Origin of the sequence: Actinomadura sp. NPDC023710, assembly GCF_040639875.1 — a bacterium.
In the GTDB taxonomy this organism is placed as follows: Bacteria; Actinomycetota; Actinomycetes; order Streptosporangiales; family Streptosporangiaceae; genus Spirillospora; species Spirillospora citrea.
Window position 1 is genome coordinate 40,409 of sequence record NZ_JBFAGB010000023.1, and the last position, 19,476, is coordinate 59,884.

Here is a 19,476-nt window from a genome sequence, read left to right on the forward strand (position 1 = left end):
CGTCACCGAGCCGCTAGGCCAGGAGGACACGTGAGCACCGAGCCCGGCCAGGACAACGACGGGGCAGGCGCCGCCGGCGCAGGCGAGAACGGCGACCGGAAACCCGGCGCCAAGTCCGGCCCCGCCAAGTCCACCGGCAAGTCCAGGGGGAAGCCGGGCAAGACGGTGGCCGCCGCGTCCGCCAAGTCCGGGCGCGACGAGACGACCGTCGACATCGACACCGGTGCGACGGACCCCGTCGGCAAGGGCAGCGACGAGACGAGGACCGATATCACCCAGATCGACGACGCGTCGGCCAAGCCGGCCGACACGCCTGAGATCGCCCCGGTCAAGGACACCGCCGAGCAGCCCAAGCCCGCCGCCAGGCCCGCGCCTCCCGTCGGCGGCGCGGCGGGTGCTCCGGCCGGTTCCGCATCCGGCCCCGCGGGCGGTTCCGGCTCGGCGGGCTGGGCCAAACCCGCCGAGCCGTCCGGTTCGGTCTCGACAGGACGTACGGACACGCCCGGCAAGGCGTTCAATTCCGCGGGCGGGCCGTCCGGCAACTCCTCCGGCTCGGGCGGCCGCGGCTTCGCCGGCACCGTCCTGAAGGACCGTCCGTCCACCGCGATGGCCCCGGCCGGCGCCGCGTCCAAGCCCGCGCCCGGCAAGCCCGCCCGCAAGGCCCAGCTCCAGCTCGCCAGGCTCGAACCCTGGTCGGTGATGAAGTTCAGCTTCGTCATGTCGCTGGTCTGCTTCGTCGTCCTGCTGGTCGCCGTCGTCGTCCTGTACGTGATCCTGTCCGGGCTCGGCGTCTTCGACGCGATCAGCGACACCGTCAACAGCCTCACCAAGGAACAGGGCGAGACCACCGGAAGCGTCGACGCCGGAAGCTGGTTCTCCTTCGTCCGCGTCTTCGGCTACACCGTCCTCGTCGGCGCCCTGAACGTCCTGCTCATCACCGCCCTCTCCACGGTCGGCTCCGTCATCTACAACCTCGCCGCCGACCTCGTGGGCGGTGTCGAGGTCACCCTCAAGGAAGCCGAGTAAGCCTGCCGCCGCCGCCCGGCAATCGATTTCCGGTTGCCCGCCCAGATGGGGTAACCTCTCGTTGCGCCGCCAGGGCGGCGGCACACTCCGGGCCTATAGCTCAGTCGGTTAGAGCGCATCCCTGATAAGGATGAGGCCGGTGGTTCAAGTCCACCTAGGCCCACCAGCTCAGAGCCCCCACCGCGACCGGTGGGGGCTTTCGACTGCAATGGCGCGAAGCGTGCGGCGCCGGTCACCGGACGGCAGCGCCGGGCCGCGCATCGCGGCGCGTCCGCCGGGCGCCCGGCCGACGGCAGGCATGGGTCCGAGCGGCCGTAGCAGTGGCGTCCCGGCCGTAGCCGCATCGGCCGTCAGGAAACGCAGATACAGAACTCGTTGCCTTCCGGATCGCGCCAGACCTGCCAGAGGTCCTCCTGCATCTCGCCCACAGGGCTCGCTCCAAGCTCGACGGCAAGTGCGACAGCCTGGGGGAAGTCGTCAGCCACCAAGTCGAAGTGGACGCGGTTCTTCACACCCTTGGCTTCCGGAACCCTCTGCATGGCGAAGTGCGGACCAAGGCTGATCCAGTCTTCCTCATGCCGGGTGATCGCCAGACCGAGCAGCCGACTCCAGAACTCCGCCAGAAGATCGAGGTCATTGGCGTCGATGACGATGCCATTGATCCGGATGCCCATCTCACCCTCCGTCGTGATCCGCGCAGGAGAGCCGCAGAGTAGCGCGCAGCCGGATCGGCTGAACGAGCGCGCCGTTCGCGCGAATGCATCCTTAGAGAGCTTCGCGGGTCTGGGGGGCCAGGTCGTCGACCACCCGGGCCACCGCTTCGACCAGTGCCCTACCTGTGGGAGTGCCGGTCACAGTCCACACTTCCCGGTCTTCCTCCTCGACACCGGTGACGCCGCTGACGCCGCTCAGCTCTTCTGCGATCCGGCGGCGCAATTCGGATTCGAGAGGGTCCGTGCGGATGAACTCCATGACCCAGGCGCTGACGCTCCACAAAGGCCCGGCTCGAAGCCTGGAGGCCGAGACGGCGCGCAGGTCCGGCTCATCGGTCTTGCGTATCCACTCTTCGGCTATTCCGGAGTCGAGCGGCTGAACCTGCTGGACGTCATCACTCACGCGACGAGGTTAGTGCGGATCAAGTCGCCCTTCAGCCCTTGTCGGGTCGCCGTAGTACACAGCGCCCGCGCCCAGGCGTAGGGGAGGTCGGCCTTGAACGGCAAGTGACACGGTCGGGCTGACCCCGTCGCCATCGGGGCGGTGAATGCCCGCCGCTCAATCGCGCAGTCGGGCGTTGAGTCGTGCGGCCTGTCGCGTGAGGTGGTCGCGTTCGGGGAGGTTGGGCGCTGATCGGGCGGCCTGGGCGTAGAGCCGTGCCGCGGCGACCGGGTCGCCGTCACGCTCGCGCAGGTACGCCTCGGCGGCGGTGTGGCGCGGCAGGGCGGGGTCGAGCTCGGCCAAGGCGGCCAGGCCGGCCCGCGGGCCATCGGCCTCGCCGACCGCGACGGCCCTGTTGAGACGGGCGACCGGGTTGCCGGTGAGGCGCACCAGTTCGTCGTACCACTCGACGATCTGCACCCAGTCGGTCTCGGCGGCCGTTCGGGCGTCGGCGTGGAGCGCCGCGATGGCCGCTTGGGCCTGGAACTCGCCCAGGCGGTCGCGGACGAGGGCTGCCTGAAGCACGACGACGCCCTCGGCGATCATGTGGGTGTTCCACAGGCTGCGGTCCTGCTCGGCGAGGGGCACGAGCCTGCCGTCGGGGCCGGTCCGTGCCGGACGCCGTGCGTGGTGCAGCAGCATGAGCGCGAGCAGGCCCGCGACCTCCTCGTGGTCGGTCATGGAGGCCAGTTGGCGGGTGAGCCGGATCGCCTCGGCGGCGAGGTCGACGTCGCCGGAGTAGCCCTCGTTGAAGACCAGGTAGAGCACGCGCAGCACAGTGGCGACGTCACCGTGCCGGTTGAGCCGGACGCCCGAGACGGTCCGCTTCGCCCTGCTGATCCGCTGGGCCATGGTCGCCTCCGGCACCAGGTAGGCCTGGGCGATCTGGCGTGTGGTCAGGCCGCCGACCGCGCGCAGCGTGAGTGCGACGGCCGAGGCCGGCGTCAGGGATGGGTGCGCGCACAGGAAGTACAGCTGGAGCGTCTCGTCGGCCGCCTTGCCTGGGACGGGCGCGGACTCGGTGTCGACGCGCTCCTCGCGGTGCCGCCTGGAGGTGTCGGCTCGGGCGGCGTCGAGGAACTTGCGCCAGGCCACGGTGACCAGCCAGCCCTTGGGGTCCTGTGGCGGGTCGTCCGGCCACACGCGCACGGCCTCGACCAGAGCGTCCTGCACGGCGTCCTCGGCCGCCGCGAAGTCGGCTCCGCGACGGACGAGGACACCGATCACCGCGGGTACCAGCTCCCGCAGCAGTGACTCGTTCACTCGGTCTCCGTGGGCTGCCCGCCCAGGAAGGGGCGCACCTCGAGCCACTCGTGGATCGGCTTCCCACCCGCACCCGGAGCCGCGGACAGCTCGCCGGCCAGCTCGAGCGCCCGCTCGTAGGTGTCGGTGTCGATCACTATCCAGCCGGCGATCAGGTCCTTGGTCTCCGCGAACGGGCCGTCGGTGACCGGCGGCCGGCCCTCGCCGTCGGAGCGGACGAACGTGCCCTCCGGGGAGAGCCCCTGAGAGTCGACGAACTCGCCGGTTCCTTCGAGCCGGGCGATGAAGTCCTGCATGTACTGCACGTGGGCCGAAACCTCTTCCGGCGCCCACTGCTCCATCGGCACGTCGTTGACCGGTGCCGGCGCGCCGCGGTAGTGCTTGAGCAGCAGGTACTTGGCCATCATGTTCTCCTCGTTGTCGTCCGGAGCCATTGTGGCCGCGTTCACCGCCTGGGATGGAACCGCACGCCGATTCTCGACTCCCCACCGCGCCCTTCCTGGTGGATCTTGTGGGGGCCGCGATGTTCGCTCGGATCGGTGCGGCTCAGGCGCGGCTGTGGAGCCGGTAGACCAGGTGGGTTACGCCGCGGCCCTGGACGACGTCTGGGTCGTCCAGGACGAGGGGGACGTCGGTCACGGCGTTGAAGAACGGCGTGCCGCCGCCGAGCAGCACGGGCACCAGATCGACCCAGAACTCGTCGATCAGGCCTGCTGCCAGGGCCTGGCGCGCCATGTCGCCGGCGGCTACACCGACTGCCTTGTCCCCTGCCACCTCCGCCGCCTGCCGGACGGCGCTCTCGACCCCGTCGGTGACGAAGGTGAAGCCCTGGTGCGGCCAGGCGTCGGGTGCCGTGTGAGTGACCACGAACACCGGCACGCCGAACGGGTGGGTGCCGCCCCAGCCTTGCGTCAGGTCGAACAGCTTGCGGCCGACCACCAGCGCTCCGGTGCGTCCACCAGCCTTCGCAGGTGCTCGCCGGTCTGCGGGGTGACCTCGAATGCCATGTCGGGGCGGGCGGTGGCGACCTCGACGCCCCCTGTCCGGTGCCAGCCGAAGAGGTGCTCGAACCCGCTCTCACCCGGCCCGGAGATGTAGCCGTCCAGGGACATCGACGCCGACGTGATGACCTTCGCCATGGTTCGCTCCAAGCTCTCCGTGGTCGGTGGCACAGGCTTGGGCTTGCGACCTCGGGAGAACTCATCGCCCGCCGTGACCACTGGGTGCTCCACCACGGCCGCTGGGGGCGGCGTTGTGGTGAGCCTGGAGGTCAGAGGCCGGTTTCGAGGGTCTCGAAACCGGCCTCTGGGGCGTCGGCGCGCCACGGTCCCGTGCCGGTGAGCGGGCTTGCCGCTGCCGGATCCGGGTTCTCAGGCGGGCTGCGGTGCGCGCGCGGCCTTGACGGCCTCGCGCAGGTGCTCCTCCTGCTCGGGGGACAGCGAGGTCTGGATGAGCCTGCCGCCCAGCGGCGCCATCTCCGGGACGGCCTTCTCGGGATTGCGCTTGTCGATCAGGACGAACACGGCCGCGGCCCCGGGCGGCAGCTGCTCGGCGAGGTTGCGCATGAAGGCGTCGTCGATGCCGGAGTCGGCCGCGGAGCCCATGGCGGCGCCGGTGGCTCCGCCGATGGCCATGCCGAGCAGCGGCATGAAGAAGATGAGCCCGATCAGCCCGCCCCACGCGGCGCCGCCGAGCGCGCCGCCCGCGACGAGGTTGCGTGCCTGATGGAGCTTGATCTTGCCGTCCTGCCTGCGCTCGACGATGACGACGTCCGCCAGCTCGATGATGTGCTCCTTGTGCAGCTGGACGAGCTTCTCGCGCGCCTGCTCGGCGTGCGGCAGGTCGTCGTAGGCGACGGCGATCAGGTCGCTCATGGTTCCCCCGTTTTCTCTCCTGCTACCGGGCACAGGAGGGTGCGTGGTCGCTGTGTGCGGCGTTCCCGGCGTGCCGATCACCCGCGCGATCTGTCGGGATGCCCTGAAGGTCCCCAATGCGTGGTCTGCCGCAAACCACGGGCGATGGTCTCTTGGACCGGGACAGGGCAAAACGTGGGTTCCGATTGGCGAAAGCCGGCGGCGCATGAGGGCCGAACGCGGCGGAGAGCCGGGGGCGCAGGGACGGAATGACGTGCGGGCCGCGCGCAGCGGTTTCCGCTCGACGGGGGCAAGCGCACTGAGGCGGCGGCTTGGGGTTCTTGGCTTCTCTCTGCTTTGGCGGCGTTGAGATCGGGCCTTGGCCTATGCAGCTCCGGAGACGGTTATCCAGAAAAGGAGGGCGGTTCTCCACAGGTTGTGGATAACCGAGAGGTTGGTGATGCCGATGAGGGCGGTGTCCACTTCGAACCCTGCCACATTGCCGCCCGGGAGCAGCGATCATGGGGGGGCCGAGTCGTGGCGTGCGGCGGCGCACAAGCGTGTAGGGGCAGGTCACCTGAGCTCTCTGCTGAGGATCAGGTCGAACTCGGCATGGCGGAACGGAGCTTGGACGCCGTTCCGGGCGGCCCTCTCCGCGTCGTTCGACTCGGTGAAATCGACGATGAGACTTTGCTTGACCGCGAAGACCGCGTCCGAGTCCAGGTAGGGACTGCCTGCCACGAAGACGTGGGTGGTCAGTGGGGCGTGGTCGTCCGCCCGGACGATGAAATGGATGTGCGCCGGCCGGTAGGGATGACGTCCGGTGGCCTCCAGGAACCGTCCGATCGGTCCGTCCGTCGGGATCGGGTAATGGCTGGGCAGGACGGTCCGGAATCGGAACCGTCCTTCGGGGTCGGTGTGGAAAAGGCCGCGCCCGTTGCCGGAAGGTTGGACCCCGGGCTGCTGGACGTCGTAGAAGCCCTTCTCGTTGCACTGCCAGACGTCCACCTCCGCGTCAGGAAGGGGCGTGCCGTCGCCACTCAGGACACGACCGGCGACCAGGCACGGTTGTGCCTCTCCGATCAGGTCGATGCTGTCGCCGAGCTCGCGCGGGGGTGACTCGACCATGTGGAACGGGCCCAGGACAGTGCTCTCCGTGCCGTCCTGGTGCTCGTTCAGGGTCTCCACCAGCATGGAGACGCCCAGGACGTCCGACAGCAGGACGAACTCCTGTCGCGTGTCGGTGCAGGTCTGGCCGACCGCGGTGAGGAAACTGATCGCCTGCTCCCATTCGCGGATCGACGGCCGCACCTCACCGACGAACGCGTGCAGGTGGCGGGTGAGCGCATCCAGCAGTTCGCGGAGTCGCGGGTCGGGAGTGTCGCGGAAACTGTCCTGGACGGCCCGCGTCGCAGTGTGCTCGTTGAAGTCCACGAATGCCTCCCTTTCCACAGCCTGTGGAAAACTCTGGCGATGGGGGACGTCCCCAGTCTCAGGAGTGGTGGTGCCCGCCGGACGGTGAAACCGATCTTCCCGGCCACTCCGCGCCCTGTCGCGCGCCACGAAGATCGTCCTCAGTGCGGTGGCGATCGCCGCGCTGATGATCGCGATGACGCACATCCTCCCTCACCTCCCCGGTTCGCGCGCTCGAACGGTGGGCCCCGCCGGCCGGGCAACGGGTCGGGGCAACTAATCAAACTTGACTAATCCGATCGCCCTTCCTACGCTCCGACCATGGGTGAGAAGGCGATTCCGATCTTTCCGTGCCGATCGATTGAGCTGACCTGGGACTTCTACCGGGCGCTCGGGTTCGAGCAGACCGCCTGGCAGACGCGTCCCAACCCCTACCTCGCGGTCCGGCGCGGCGACGCCGAGTTGCAGTTCTTCGGGTGGAAGAAACATGATCCGGCCGCGTCCATGAACATGTGCTACATCACCACGACGCAGGTGGACGCCCTGTACGAGGCGTTTCGCGGCGGGCTCCGCGAGGCCCTCGGCCGGGTCCCGACCCGGGGGCTTCCTCGGCTGAGCGCGGTGCGGGACATGTCGTACGGCGTCCGGCAGTTCCTGCTCAGCGACCCGGACGGGCTCCAGCTCCGCATCGGCCAGGCCATCTCGGACGACACGCGGCACGCGCCCATCCCGGAGGAGAAGGTGGCCCGGGCCTTCCACATGGCCGCGCTCCTGGGCGAGTCGAAGGGGGACCATCGCGCCGCTGCCCGGATCCTCGATCGGCTGCTGCGTTCCGGTGAGGCGCTGTCCCCGTCCGAGCGCCTGAAGGCGCTGGTCCTGCGCGCCGACGCGGCCGCCCACCTGGAGGAATGGCCTCGCGTCCGCGCCCTCGCGGCCGAGGCCCGCGAGATCGAGCTGCCCGACTCGTCCGAACTGGGCGACGACCTCGGCCGCCTGGCCGACCTCGAGGCCGCGGTCCCCGTCGAGGGTCCGGCTTCACCGACCGGAGGCACGCTCTAACCGGGCCCGTGCCCGGTGAAAGCCCCAGGTGCCGGACCATCGACGCTGATCGTCCCGCCTCGATCGCGGGGCCGGCCGCCGGTGTGGGGCCGGGACGACGATCAGGGCTGATGGAGTGCGCTTCTGGGGACACGGTTGGGGATTCCTGTGGGCGACGTTGTCCACCGGTGCGGTGAGGTTGTGGAGGGAATTCGCCCACAGGGTGTGAACGGGGTGTGGAGAACCTCAGCGCAGACTGGGTTCTCCTGCTGGTCAGCGGCTTTTCCACGACGTGGACAAGTGAGCGCGCGGGTTGGGGGCGGGCTGGGGAAGAATGTGGACGCGGAGCCGCGCGGTCGTACCCAGGTTGTGCACGAGAGTTATCCACACGTTGTGGATTCTGTGGACGGACGGGTCACCTCGGTCATGATGGGGAGGGCGGCGGCCGACGTGCCGTCCAGACCGTGGAAAGCCCGGCTGTTCTGGGGATCCGTCTGTGGACGCGTCGCCGGAACGCCCTGCTGCGACGAGGGTGGAGGTGTGCGCAACGATGACCCACAACCTGTGGATAACGATCCCTGGAGCTTCTCGACTAATGCGGCACCTCGCCTGATAGGGCACGGCATGCGTGGCGGCTCCTGCGCCGGCGAACACCACCGGTTCCGACAGGTCGGCGAGCACGTCGGCGGCGTCTTCAAGAAAAGAACGGCCCTCGCACGGGAGTACGAGGGCCGGTTGTAGGAGGCGGTGCCGGTGGATGGCTCCGCCGGGTGGGGGGCCTACGCCGCGACTGCGGTCACGACGGAAGCGATGAAGATCCACCACCAGTGCCACGCCTGGTCGAGGGCGTACCGCCCCGTTCCCAGCACGCGGTTGTCGTCCTTGCCGTCGCGCGGGGCGCCGAGCCTGTAGAAGGACCCCACGGCCTCTCCCTTGAGCCCCTGGAGCCTGTCGACGAGTTCGGCCAGGCGCTGCAGGGTGATCCGACGGTCGGCCCAGTAATGGGTGCCCGCCGAGATCAGCTGTCCGAGAGTGAAGCTGAGCAGCGAGATCCGCAGGTCGAAGAGCGCCCACATCATGCCGACGGTCAGCGACGTGCAAACGGTGTAGGACACAACGTGCCGCAGGCATGCCAGGCGCCCCTTCCACAGGTGGGCGCCGTGCAGACCCTTGTCCCGATCCTGGGCCTGGGTCTGGACCCAGTGGTCCCCGACGTTGTGCGCGATGAGCATCGAAGCCAGCACGACCACGAAGGTCACGGCGGCGACGATCTTGTCCGGAGACATGTTCACCTCACGGTGTTTCGATTACCGGCCAGGGAAGGACCCGGGCAGCCGGCTCCGAGCGCCGGATGATCAATACCGTTTCACGGGCGGTGCCGGGCTTGCGGCCATTCGTGATCATCGCGCGACGGGGTCGTCGGAGCTGGGCTGCGAACGTGGGCCGGGACGGGGCGGGCACTTCGGACGGGAGCCCGGACGGCTGAAGGTGCGGGGTCGGCGCGTCGTCGCCCGAAGGAGCTCCGAGGAAGTCGGCGCCTGGTCGATGCCTGCGTCGCAGGAGCCGATGAACTCAAGATCACCAGATGGGCCGACGCTGCTCGTGGGGGCGCCGACGGTGCTCGTGGGGCCGCCGAGTGTGATCGGGATGAGGTCGGGGGTGATTTCTGTTGCTCTGTTCATGACTCGCGTGACTCGGCCCGGCGCCACGGAGGCGAGCGGCGCGCCACGCCCGGCGGCACGGCGGATTCCGCGCCCCGATCGGCCCGGAGGCAAGGCCGGGCCGCGCGGGAAGGCCTCTCCGACCTGCGAACATTTGTTCGAACGCGTGCTACCCTCCCCGCATGGCGCAGTTGCTGAACGAGCCGATCCGAGCCGAGCACGACCCGGCGGGACGGCTCACCGCATACGAGTGGCGGGGGACGCGCTACGCGGTGGACGCGGTGCTGAAGACCTACGGATCGGCCCAGGAGGGCAGGGTCTACCGGTTCCGGGTCACCGGCGCGGAGGGCGTGGCCGTCGTGGAGCTCGGCCGTGACGAGGACCGCTGGCGGCTCCGGGCACGTCTTCTCGGCCTGATCGGCGTCCGGACGGCGGGGTCCCCCTCGACGCCCGGGGAGTCGACCGGACACTGTGGACGCGGGTGGGCGGCATCCAGGGTGCGCCACTCGATCTGCTGACGGCCCGCATCGGCCGCAGGCACTACGCGCCGCACACCCACGACGAGTACGCCATCGGCGTCACCGTCGACGGCACGGAGACGATGCTCTACCGGGGCGAGAGGATCTACTCGGCGGCCGGCAGCGTCGTCGTGGTCGAGCCGGGCGAGGCGCACACCGGCGGCCCGGCGCGTCCGGAGGGCTTCGCGTACCTGTGCCTGTACCCCGCCGCCGAACTGCTGGGCGCGGCGACGACCGCGGAGCCCGGTCCGGTCGCGGCCGCACCGCACTTCGCGAACCCGATCATCGACGACCGGGGCCTCGGTGAGGCGCTGCGCCTTGCCCACCATGCCCTGAGGCTCGGCGCCGACCCGCTTGAGGGCGAGTCGCGGCTGCTCGGCGTGCTGGGCGGGCTCGTCCGGCGTCATGCGGCGTCCGGCCCGAAAGCTGTCCCGGCCCCCCGCAGGGCCGAAGCCGGACGTATCGCGAGGACGGTCGCGACCCGCCTGTCCGACGAACTGATCGCCCCGCCGACGCTCGCCGAAGTCGCCACCGACCTCGGGCTGTCGCGCTACCAGCTGCTGCGCGCCTTCCGGGAAGCGATGGGCATGCCGCCGTACGCGTGGCTCGCCCAGCACCGGGTGGCCCGCGCCCGGGCGCTGCTGGACGCGGGACACCGTCCGGCCGAGGCGGCGACGCTCGTCGGGTTCGCCGACCAGGCGCATCTCACCCGCTGGTTCCGCCGCGTGCTGGGCGTCACCCCGGGCGTTTACCGCAACAGCGTTCAAGACAGCACATCTCGCCGACCCTCATTCTGAACGTCGTCCGGGCGGACCCCGGGGTGCCGGGGGCCGATCGCGAACGCGCCCGCCTCGCGAAGCCCTCGGGCGGGAGGCGGCCCGGGTGGGACGGTCGAGAACGGAGGTCGGGTTGAGTCGCCGCGGCTGGATGCTGTTCGCGCTGATGAGCGTGCTGTGGGGCATCCCCTATCTGTTGATCAAGGTGGCGGTCGAGAGCGTCTCGGTCCCCATGGTGGTGTTCACCCGCACCGCGCTGGGCGCGCTCATCCTGCTGCCGCTGGCGCTCAGGACCGGGCGGCTGGACGCGGTCCGCCGCCACTGGCGCCCGCTCCTGGCGTTCACCGCGGTGGAGATCCTCGGTCCGTGGGCGCTGCTGTCGGACGCCGAGAACCGGCTGACCAGCTCCATGACGGGGCTGCTCATCGCCGCCGTCCCCATCATCGGCGTGGTGCTCGCCCGGCTCACCGGCGACGCCGAGCGGCTCGGGCCCCTCCGGTGGGCGGGACTGCTGGTCGGCCTGGCCGGTGTCGGCGTGCTCGCCGGGCCGCACCTCGGCGGCGGCAGCGCGTGGGCGATCGGCGAGGTCATGCTGGTCGCGGTCGGGTACGCGATCGCCCCGATGATCGCCACCCGGCGCCTCCAGGACCTCCCGAGCCTGCACCTGGCCGCGGTCTCGCTGACGATCGCCGCGCTCGCCTACACCGGCCCGGCCATCGCCACCTGGCCGAGCGCCATGCCGGGCGGACGCGTCCTCGCGGCGCTCATCGCCCTCGGCCTGGTCTGCACGGCGCTGGCGTTCATCGTGTTCTTCGAGCTCATCCGGGAGGTCGGCACCTCCCGGGGCATGGTGTTCACCTACGTGAACCCGGCCGTGGCGGTCGTGGCCGGCGTCGTGTTCCTCAGTGAGCCCCTCACCGAGACGATCATCGCGTCCTTCGTGCTGATCCTCGGCGGCTCCGTCCTCGCCACCGCGCGCCGCTCCCCGGCGCCCGCCTCCGCACCCCTGCCCGACGACGGCGCCACCGCCCACGCTCCCGAACCCACCGCGAAGCCCGCCCCGGAGCCCGCCCCCGAACACTGACCCCACCCGAACACCGGCCCGCCCGCCTGGGCAGCGTCTACGACTGGACAGTAGGGCGGCGCTGGAGTGCGGTGAGGGATTGGCGTTGGAGTCAGCGGAGGGTGGCGATGAACTTGCCGGGCTTGCTGAGGTTCCCCGCCGGGTCGATCGCACGGTACTCGATGGTGTGGCGGCCCTTCCCGAGCTTGCCGTAGGTGAGGCTGTCGATGACCGTGCCGTTCTCGGTGAACAGCCAGGGAGCGGACGAGTCGGTCGGCCAGCCGAAGTAGTTGAACCAGCCGTCGCCGTCCACGCGGAACTCGGAGACGACCACGCCAGGACGGTCGTCCGCGCCGGTGAGCCGCATGGTGAAGGGGCCGTCGAAGACGTACTCGGGCGTCCGCCCAGAACGAACCTGGCTCTGTGCCGCCTTGGACAGTTCGTACGCCACTGTCGGCGCCTGAGCGTCGATCGTCCATGTGCGGGTGTGGGAGCCGACGTGGGCGATGAGCGTGTGCGTGCCCTTCGCCAAGCGGAATCGTCCGAGATCGATGTCTCGGTCGCCGCCGCGTACCCGGCGCCCGTCCAATACCCAGTTCACCTTGGGCACGCTCTGCACCGGGTGGGTCGTCTCCACGTAGACGACGGAATCGCCTCCCACGGGCTTGTCAGTGGGCGTGGACGAGTTGAAGTCGACTGGCACCTTTTCAGCTGGAGTGGTCACGCCCGTGTCGACCGTCCATGTACGCACCTGCGTGAGTGCGGCGGATGACCGGATGCTCGGGTCCCGGACGAACCCGGTGGGGTCGGTGACCGTGGCCTCGACCGTGTGCGTGCCCTTCCTCAGGTGCAGGCTGGACAGGTCGAGGTTCGCGCCCCGCCCGACGGTCTTCCCATCGACCGTCCAATCAACGGACAACGGGTGACCGGTCGGATGCATCGTTTCGACCCACAGCACACGGTCGTCGCCCACCGGGGCGTTCGTGGGCGTGTTCGCCTGGACGAGGTTGACTTTGCCCGAGATCCGCTGGGTCATCCGTTCACGCGCGACCTGGTCGTAGTAGTAGCCGAGCGTTTTCATCATGGAGTGCTGGCTCGGCCTCCACACGCCCTTACTGGAGTAGAGGCCACCCTCGTAGCGTCCGATGGTGCCCCCGGCCTCGCTCCGTTCACCGAGCCACCGCCACCACTTCTGCTTCTGCGCCTGCATCTCCTTCTCGGTCAGAAGCGTGTGGTGGATGGAGCCGGGCTCCGGACCGGTGTACGTCCCACCAGGGACGCCCCGCTGGTAGTAGTCGTACTCGTCGTCCAGCCCACCCAGCGAGTGGCCGAGCTCGTGCGGCGCGATGAGAGCCGACAAGGCGTTCCCACCGGACGCCGTCGCATAGGCGCCGCCTGCACCGCCGTAGGTGTCGCTGTTGGCGAGCGCGAGGATCTGACGATTTCCTACAGTCGTGCCTTGGACGAGGTCCGCGTAGGTCTTGGCGGCCGCAGAGTCCATGACGAGAAGACGCTGAATGCCGTCCTCTCTACAGCCGCTCCAGAAGGCCATGCCCAACGGCGTCTCGCGACGAGGCGAGGACAGCGCCGGGTCACAGCTCACGCCGGACTCGCCGGACGGAGTCTCCACCGCGTACACGTTGATGTAGCTGCGGTACGACTTGAACGGCTCGATCGTCCACAGGTCGTTGAGGTGTTTGGCGAGGTGTGCGCGGAACTTCGGCATGTCCGCCGCCGTGTAGCCGTCGCCCAGCACGACCAGGTTGAAGCGCTTCGCGGGGTCGCCGGTGATCTGCACCGGCACCACGGTCGCGTCCGCGGGCCCGGCCGCCCGCGCGGGCACCGACACCAGCGCCAGGACGGCCGCGGCCGCCGTCCCGATCACGATTTTCCTGCCCGTCCACATGCGCAGACCCTCCTCGCGCGGGGGCGCGGCAGGCGGGATGCGGCCCGGGCGCTGCGCCGGCTCCTCCCGCTGATCAAGCGGGCTCGCCCGGATTATCGCCGGTAGATCCCGATTTGTCGCTACCGCTTGCCGCGCTGTCCGTCCGCGAGGCCCTGCGAGATCCGGTGCCCGCCCGCGCGCCGCTGCACGGCCGCCGACAGGACGGGCGCGACCCCGCCGATCCGCGCGCCGATCCGCAGCCCGAGCGGCGCCACGTCGATCTCCGCGATGTCGCGCTCGACGGCCCGGACGGTCGCGCGCGCCACATCCCGGGGCGACCGCGTCCCGACCCCCTTGGGCAGGGTCACGCCGGCCTCGGCGAACATGCCCGCGTCCCGGATGAAGCCGGGGAAGACGGTCGAGACGCCGACGCCGTGCGGACGCAGGTCCTCGCGCAGCGCCAGGGCGAATCCCCGCATACCGAACTTCGTCGCGTTGTAGAGGGACGCGTGCCCGGACGCCGTCTTCCCGGACAGCGACGACACGAAGACCAGGTGGCCGCGGCCACGATCGGCCATCTGCGCGGCGGCGAGCTTCGCCATCACGATCGGCGCCCGCAGGTTCACGTCCATCGCCCGGTCGATCTCCTCGATCGAGTACTCGGAGAGCAGTCCGGACGCAGGCAGCGCCGCGTTCGCTACCAGCACGTCCACCCGGCCCGCCTCGTCCAGGAGGTTCTCGGCCGTCGCGCGATCCGCCAGGTCGGCGACGATGGCGCGGCCGCCGAGCCGCTCGGCCAGCGGTTCCAGGACGTCGGCCCGGCGCCCCGTCAGCACCAGCCGGGCGCCGCGAGCGGCGAGGGCCCTCGCCAGCGCCTGGCCGATCCCGCCGGTCGCTCCGGTCAGCAGGACGTTCGCTCCGCGCAGATCCATGCCGCGATGATGGCGGATCACATTCCGATGCGCCACAGCAGCAGGATGATCGACGAGAGCACCAGCCCGGCGGTGCCGAGCGGCACGTCGCCCAACGCGATCACCGCCGCGCACGCCGTGGCGGTCAGCCCCGCGACCAGCACCAGTCCGCGGCCCCCGGACGGACGCTCATCCGGTACGTCCGGCTCCAGCTCGCGCTCCCAGCGCCGGAAGTCGTCTTCTGCCATCGGCACTCCCGAAGGTCGTCCACCCGGATTATGCGACCGTTCCGGTGTTCCGACGAGAGGGTGAAATGCGAGGCTTCTTTGAATGTGTCGTCCGGTGAGGGGCCCTTCGGTGCTGATCGCCCGGCCGTGGTTGCTAGGCTGCGGAGAGCCTGGGGGAAGCAGACACTGATGAGCCGTTCCCGGGTTCTGACTTGATAGTCGAAGGTGAAGGGGTCCCACCGTGAAGAAGCTGCTCGTCCTCGCCGTCGTCGCACTCGGTGGCTTCGCCGTCTGGCGCAAGCTCCAGCAGGACCGCGCCGAGCTGGACCTGTGGACCGAGGCCACGTCGTCCGACAACTGACACGCCGGCGACAGGCCCCGGCGTGAACGAAGCAGATCCGATCACCGTCGCCTGCCTCGATCTCGCCGGGACCACCGTCGCGGACGGCGACACCGTCGAGTCCGCCTTCGCCGAGGCGATCGCCACTCTGGGGATCGTCTCCGGCACGGCGTCCTACGGCCGTGCCCTCGCCCGCTTCCGTGACGCGCGCGGCGGATCGAAGATCGGCATCTTCCGCTCGCTCTTCGACGAGCCTCGCGCCCAGGCCGCGCACCTGGCGTTCGAGCGGTCCTACCACGACCTCATCGACCGGCGCGGCCTCACACCCGTACCCGGCGCCGACGACGCCCTCACGCGGCTGCGCGGCGCCGGTGTCCGCGTGTGCCTGCTCACCGGTTTCGGCCGCAGCACACAGGCCCGCGTCCTCGACACCCTCGGCTGGTGGGACCGCGCCGACCTGACCCTCTGCCCCGAGGACGTCCCGCGCGGCCGACCGTGGCCCGACCTCGTCCTGACCGCGGCCCTGCGCCTCGGCGTGGACGACGTCCGCCACATCGCCGTCTGCGGTGACACGGCAGGCGACATGCTCTGCGGCCGCCGCTCCGGCGCGTCCATCGTCGCCGGCGTCCTCACCGGCGCCGACGACCACGACCGCCTCCTCGCCGCCGGCGCCACCCACGTCCTCCCCACCGTCGCCGCCCTCCCCGACCTCATCCTCCGCACCCCCGCGAACGCGTAGACCCGGCCTCATCGAGGACGAGTTCCCTGCGCCGAGCGCGGCCTGCCTGCGCTGACTGATGCCCGGACCGGTCACGAGGCGCCGGTGATCTCAACGACTCGGAGGCAGAGATTCAGCTCAGCGCCGGGCGTACGGTCTCGGCGATGAGTTCCAGCTGGTCCAGCTGGGCGTCGAGGGACGGCGCGGCGATGCGGCAGACGAGGTGTCCCGCGCCGGCGTCCGTGTAGCGGGCCAGCACGGCGGCCACTTGCTCGGCCGGGCCTGCGACGATCGCCTGGATGCTCCGCACCGTCTCGTATGGCAGGCCGTAGGTCGATCGGCAGTACGAGTCGAGCTGCCGTTCCACGCCTTCGGCGTCGTCGCTGATCAACACCGTGACGAACAGCGCCGGGGTGACCGCGTCCTCGGGACGTCCCGCAGACGTCGCCGCCGACCGCGCCGTCGCGAGGCCCGCTCGGTAGTCGGCCGGGTCGGGCGGGTAGGGCAACCACCCGTCGTAGAGCCGCCCGGCGCGCTCCAACGCCGACGGGCTCGCCCCGCCCAGCCAGATCGGGGGCCCGCCGGGCCGGTAGGAGGGCGTGGACTCAGGCAGTTCGTCGAAGCGCAGCACCTTGCCATGGAAGGCACGCTCGCCCGCCCACAGCGCCCGCCACAGGGCCACCGTGTCGTGCAGCCGTCCGAAACGGCGCTCCCACGGCACCCCGGACACCGCGTACTCGGTCTCCGACCTGCCGGGAAAGCCCGCACCCACGGTGACGATCAGGCGTCCCGCCGACAGGTGGTCGATGGAGGCGAGCGCCTGGGCCGCCGTCACCGGACGGCGGAAGGCGGGCAGGAGGGCGGCCGTCCCCAGCGTGACCCGTTCGGTCGCCGACGAGAGGGCGGCGAGCATGGCCAGCGGTTCGATCCGCGGGCCGAGCAGGGTGTCGTTGGCCCATACCGAGTCGTAGCCGAGATGCTCGGCCCGGACGGCGAAGTCGACCAACCGGCGGGCGTCGTCCCACTGCCCCCGGTTGGTGGGGAGCAAGATCCCAAATCTCGTGTCCATGCGAGGATCGTGGCCCCGAACAGGAATGACAACAATTCCCTCGAAGGTATGAAGCACTCGGCACGGTGGACGAGTGAGGTTCTCCCAGCCCCCAGCCCCCAGCCCCCAGCCCCCGGCCAGGCACTACACCCGCCAAGGCCTCACCGGGCGCCATGCCTGGAAAGCTTGCGCTCCACCCACGGTGTACGATCGTCACCGGTCACGCCGACCGGCCGTCACCACAGGTCAGGCAATGGACCAGGGGCCTTAGCTCAGTTGGTAGAGCACCGGCTTTGCAAGCCGGGTGTCAGGGGTTCGAATCCCCTAGGCTCCACCAGCCAAAACGCCCCCGCCCAGACCCGGGCGGGGGCGTCCGTGCGATTAGGCCACCGGGACGAGCGCGCCACCAAGGCCGCCGTCATCCTCGTCGCCCCGCTCCGCCTCGATCTTGTCGTTGAGCGCATCGGCGATCGCGCGGCCCGCCTCAGACGTCGCGTGCTGGTAGTACATCAAGGGGCAGCGGCGCTCAGTGCGCGGCCCCGCGCCAGGCCGCCCGGAGCGTGCGGCGTGGGCGCCGGTCACCGGGCGACCGCGCCGAGCCACGCATCGCGACGCCGCCGCGTCTGTCGCCCAGCCGCCGGCGGGCACGGGGTCCGCGCCGCCGCCTCAGAGCTCTCCGCGACCCTCGCGACGGCTTCTCCACGCACTGCGCACCACTGCCACGATCAAACCGATCCACGTCCCCGCAAGAGCACCCATCAGGCCAGTGCCTATCGCACTGTCGGAAGCCTCATAACCGGGCCTTGCCCCCCACAATGCTCCGATCACGCTGTAGCCCCCCATGAGTGCTCCAGCCAAGCCACCGGCCACTAGACCCGCGAGCGCAGCACGCACAGCATCCCTCCAATGGCGGACACACATCCCCACGAGAGCACCCATCAGGCCAGCACCTATCGCACTGTTCCAAGTCCCGAAATTGTTTGTGGACCCCCACAGTGCACCCATCAAGCCACCGGCCATCAGACCCACGAGCGCGCCACGCATGGCATCCCTTCGACAGCTGATGAGGCGCCCAGTCTTCAACCGGTCTCCCGGGAAAGGCAACGCCTCCGGCGGTTGCGTCCACGGAGGTGGTGTATGAGTTTGACCTGGTCAGAGGGCGTGGCGTCGTGACGTGAGACGGCCATCGCGTGATCCTTCGAATCGACCAAGATCAGAAGGAGAGGAACGCGATGGCCGTGGACAACAGTGTGGACCCTGCGGGCTGGCTGGCCGAGCAGATCGGGGCGTGTGAGCCCGATGTGTTGCGGTCGATGGTCAAGACGATGGCCGAGGCGCTCATGAGCGCGGAGGCCGATGCGGTGTGCGGCGCCGACTACGGGCAGCGCTCGGACGAGCGGGTCAACCGCCGCAACGGCTACCGGTCCCGTGACTGGGACACCCGCGCCGGCACCGTCGAGTTGGCGATTCCGAAACTGCGCAGCGGGACCTACTTCCCTGAGTGGCTACTGGAGCGGCGTCGCCGAGCCGAGCAGGCCCTGGTCAGCGTGGTCGCCACCTCCTATCTGCTGGGCGTCAGCACGCGGCGGGTGGACAAGCTGGTCGAGCAGATGGGAATCAAGGGCATCTCCAAAAGCCAGGTCTCGGAGATGTCCAAGGTGCTGGACGCCCAGGTCCAAGCGTTCCGCAACCGACCGTTGGAGAGCGGCCCGTATGCGTTCATGTGGGTCGATGCCCTGACCCAGAAGGTCCGTGAGGGCGGCCGGATCGTCAACGTGCATGTGCTGGTCGCCACCGGCGTCAACGCCGACGGCACCGCGAGATCCTCAGCGTCGAGGTCACCTCGGCCGAGGACGGCGCCGGGTGGCTGGCGTTCCTTCGCGGCCTGGTGGCCCGCGGCCTGTCCGGCGTCCAGTTGGTGATCTCCGATGCCCACGCCGGCCTGGTCGAGGCGATCGGCTCCACCTTGCCCGGCGCGGGCTGGCAGCGGTGCCGGACGCACTACCTGCGCAACCTGCTCACCCGCGTCCCCAAATCGGCGCAGCCGTGGGTGGCGACACTGGTGCGCACCATCTTCGACCAGCCCGCCGCCGAAGAGGTCCACGCCCAGCACACCCGGGTCGTCGCCTCACTGGAGGCCAAACACCCCGACGCGGCCGAGCACCTGGACCAGGCCAAGCCCGACCTGCTGGCCTTCACCGGCTTCCCGCGCCAGCTCTGGCGGCAGATCTGGTCCAACAATCCCCAGGAACGTCTCAACAAGGAGATCCGCCGGCGCACCGACGTGGTCGGGATCTTCCCCGACCGGGCCGCGATCGTCCGCCTCGTCGGCGCCGTGCTGATGGAGCAGACCGACGAGTGGACCGAGGCACGCCGCTACATGGGCCTGGAATTCCTGGCCAAAGCCCGCCTTCGAGTAGTCGAGGGCAACACACCCGAGCCCGAGATCGACCAGCGAGAACTCACCGCTTAACCTGCAGAAACAGGATCACGCGAAGATCAACTCTTACACCACTCCAGTGGACGTGACCCCTCCGGCAGGGCATTCCGACTCCGGGAAGCCCATCCCGCGCCCGTGACG

The 19,476-nt window shown here is 70.0% G+C and carries 21 protein-coding genes, 2 tRNA genes and 1 pseudogene; 10 read left to right on the forward strand and 14 right to left on the reverse strand.

Annotated elements, in window-relative coordinates; genetic code table 11:
- Positions 1–30: 30 nt before the first annotated feature.
- A complete protein-coding gene (locus AB0H37_RS25525; protein WP_360615687.1) occupies positions 31–1,026 on the forward strand; it encodes a DUF3566 domain-containing protein in 996 nt (331 codons plus the stop codon).
- An 89-nt stretch (positions 1,027–1,115) separates the two neighbouring features.
- A tRNA-Ile gene (locus tag AB0H37_RS25530) sits at positions 1,116–1,192 on the forward strand.
- A 184-nt stretch (positions 1,193–1,376) separates the two neighbouring features.
- On the opposite strand, the gene AB0H37_RS25535 is transcribed toward AB0H37_RS25530, so the two are convergent.
- The 8 genes from AB0H37_RS25535 to AB0H37_RS25570 all read right to left on the reverse strand — a co-directional run bounded on the left by AB0H37_RS25535 (position 1,377) and on the right by AB0H37_RS25570 (position 6,731).
- The gene (locus AB0H37_RS25535; protein WP_360615689.1) at positions 1,377–1,700 is read right to left on the reverse strand and encodes a VOC family protein; all 324 of its coding nucleotides are present in this window, start codon (positions 1,698–1,700) and stop codon (positions 1,377–1,379) included.
- Positions 1,701–1,791: 91 nt separating this feature from the next.
- Positions 1,792–2,142 carry a hypothetical protein gene (locus AB0H37_RS25540; protein WP_360615691.1) on the reverse strand — a complete coding sequence of 117 codons (351 nt, stop codon included), beginning with the start codon at positions 2,140–2,142 and terminating at the stop codon, positions 1,792–1,794.
- A 156-nt stretch (positions 2,143–2,298) separates the two neighbouring features.
- Positions 2,299–3,444: a DUF6596 domain-containing protein gene (locus AB0H37_RS25545; RefSeq protein ID WP_360615693.1), complete on the reverse strand. Its 1,146-nt coding sequence runs from the start codon at positions 3,442–3,444 to the stop codon at positions 2,299–2,301.
- Positions 3,441–3,848: a YciI family protein gene (locus AB0H37_RS25550; RefSeq protein WP_329098455.1), complete on the reverse strand. Its 408-nt coding sequence runs from the start codon at positions 3,846–3,848 to the stop codon at positions 3,441–3,443. Before AB0H37_RS25550 ends, AB0H37_RS25545 begins: the two co-directional genes overlap by 4 nt.
- Before the next feature lie 142 nt (positions 3,849–3,990).
- Positions 3,991–4,383 carry a hypothetical protein gene (locus AB0H37_RS25555; protein ID WP_360615695.1) on the reverse strand — a complete coding sequence of 131 codons (393 nt, stop codon included), beginning with the start codon at positions 4,381–4,383 and terminating at the stop codon, positions 3,991–3,993.
- Positions 4,356–4,583 carry a hypothetical protein gene (locus AB0H37_RS25560; protein ID WP_360615696.1) on the reverse strand — a complete coding sequence of 76 codons (228 nt, stop codon included), beginning with the start codon at positions 4,581–4,583 and terminating at the stop codon, positions 4,356–4,358. Before AB0H37_RS25560 ends, AB0H37_RS25555 begins: the two co-directional genes overlap by 28 nt.
- Before the next feature lie 231 nt (positions 4,584–4,814).
- A complete protein-coding gene (locus AB0H37_RS25565) occupies positions 4,815–5,318 on the reverse strand; it encodes a DUF1269 domain-containing protein (RefSeq protein WP_329097298.1) in 504 nt (167 codons plus the stop codon).
- Positions 5,319–5,870: 552 nt separating this feature from the next.
- Positions 5,871–6,731, reverse strand: a complete 861-nt coding sequence (locus AB0H37_RS25570) for a dioxygenase (protein ID WP_360615698.1) — start codon at positions 6,729–6,731, stop codon at positions 5,871–5,873.
- Between the two features lie 300 nt (positions 6,732–7,031).
- Between AB0H37_RS25570 and AB0H37_RS25575 the strand changes: the two genes are divergently transcribed.
- Positions 7,032–7,769, forward strand: coding sequence for a VOC family protein (locus AB0H37_RS25575; RefSeq protein ID WP_329097296.1), 738 nt, complete (start codon positions 7,032–7,034; stop codon positions 7,767–7,769).
- Positions 7,770–8,527: 758 nt separating this feature from the next.
- Here the strand turns inward: AB0H37_RS25575 and AB0H37_RS25580 are convergent.
- Positions 8,528–9,034 carry a DUF3307 domain-containing protein gene (locus AB0H37_RS25580; RefSeq protein ID WP_179831456.1) on the reverse strand — a complete coding sequence of 169 codons (507 nt, stop codon included), beginning with the start codon at positions 9,032–9,034 and terminating at the stop codon, positions 8,528–8,530.
- Between the two features lie 557 nt (positions 9,035–9,591).
- On the opposite strand from AB0H37_RS25580, the gene AB0H37_RS25585 reads away from it, so the two are divergent.
- The 3 genes from AB0H37_RS25585 to AB0H37_RS25595 all read left to right on the forward strand — a co-directional run bounded on the left by AB0H37_RS25585 (position 9,592) and on the right by AB0H37_RS25595 (position 11,787).
- The gene (locus AB0H37_RS25585; RefSeq protein WP_360615701.1) at positions 9,592–9,927 is read left to right on the forward strand and encodes a hypothetical protein; all 336 of its coding nucleotides are present in this window, start codon (positions 9,592–9,594) and stop codon (positions 9,925–9,927) included.
- Positions 9,891–10,724: an AraC family transcriptional regulator gene (locus tag AB0H37_RS25590; protein ID WP_360615703.1), complete on the forward strand. Its 834-nt coding sequence runs from the start codon at positions 9,891–9,893 to the stop codon at positions 10,722–10,724. The genes AB0H37_RS25585 and AB0H37_RS25590 overlap by 37 nt, the downstream gene beginning before the upstream one ends.
- 112 nt (positions 10,725–10,836) lie before the next feature.
- Positions 10,837–11,787, forward strand: coding sequence for a DMT family transporter (locus AB0H37_RS25595; RefSeq protein WP_360615704.1), 951 nt, complete (start codon positions 10,837–10,839; stop codon positions 11,785–11,787).
- Between the two features lie 91 nt (positions 11,788–11,878).
- Here AB0H37_RS25595 and AB0H37_RS25600 read toward each other — a convergent pair whose 3' ends face one another.
- From AB0H37_RS25600 to AB0H37_RS25610, 3 genes are all read right to left on the reverse strand, one after another.
- A complete protein-coding gene (locus AB0H37_RS25600) occupies positions 11,879–13,672 on the reverse strand; it encodes a M64 family metallopeptidase (RefSeq protein WP_360615705.1) in 1,794 nt (597 codons plus the stop codon).
- Positions 13,673–13,791: 119 nt separating this feature from the next.
- Positions 13,792–14,583, reverse strand: coding sequence for an SDR family NAD(P)-dependent oxidoreductase (locus tag AB0H37_RS25605; protein WP_179831460.1), 792 nt, complete (start codon positions 14,581–14,583; stop codon positions 13,792–13,794).
- Positions 14,584–14,600: 17 nt separating this feature from the next.
- Positions 14,601–14,810, reverse strand: a complete 210-nt coding sequence (locus AB0H37_RS25610) for a hypothetical protein (protein WP_329097280.1) — start codon at positions 14,808–14,810, stop codon at positions 14,601–14,603.
- Positions 14,811–15,030: 220 nt separating this feature from the next.
- Here AB0H37_RS25610 and AB0H37_RS25615 point away from each other — a divergent pair, with 220 nt between their 5' ends.
- Together AB0H37_RS25615 and AB0H37_RS25620 are read left to right on the forward strand one after the other, a co-directional pair.
- Entirely contained in the window at positions 15,031–15,150 is a 120-nt protein-coding gene (locus AB0H37_RS25615) for a DLW-39 family protein (protein WP_021592723.1), read from the forward strand.
- Between the two features lie 22 nt (positions 15,151–15,172).
- The gene (locus AB0H37_RS25620) at positions 15,173–15,868 is read left to right on the forward strand and encodes an HAD-IA family hydrolase (RefSeq protein ID WP_360615707.1); all 696 of its coding nucleotides are present in this window, start codon (positions 15,173–15,175) and stop codon (positions 15,866–15,868) included.
- A 112-nt stretch (positions 15,869–15,980) separates the two neighbouring features.
- Here AB0H37_RS25620 and AB0H37_RS25625 read toward each other — a convergent pair whose 3' ends face one another.
- On the reverse strand, positions 15,981–16,916 hold the full coding sequence (locus AB0H37_RS25625) for an LLM class flavin-dependent oxidoreductase (protein ID WP_360615709.1): 936 nt from the start codon (positions 16,914–16,916) through the stop codon (positions 15,981–15,983).
- Positions 16,917–17,156: 240 nt separating this feature from the next.
- On the opposite strand from AB0H37_RS25625, the gene AB0H37_RS25630 reads away from it, so the two are divergent.
- A tRNA-Ala gene (locus AB0H37_RS25630) sits at positions 17,157–17,232 on the forward strand.
- Between the two features lie 44 nt (positions 17,233–17,276).
- Here the strand turns inward: AB0H37_RS25630 and AB0H37_RS25635 are convergent.
- Positions 17,277–17,405 (reverse strand): hypothetical protein, encoded by a 129-nt coding sequence (locus AB0H37_RS25635; RefSeq protein ID WP_360615711.1) that lies wholly within the window; start codon positions 17,403–17,405, stop codon positions 17,277–17,279.
- A 722-nt stretch (positions 17,406–18,127) separates the two neighbouring features.
- Between AB0H37_RS25635 and AB0H37_RS25640 the strand changes: the two are divergent.
- A pseudogene (locus AB0H37_RS25640) lies at positions 18,128–19,368 on the forward strand (IS256 family transposase).
- Positions 19,369–19,476: the final 108 nt, after the last annotated feature.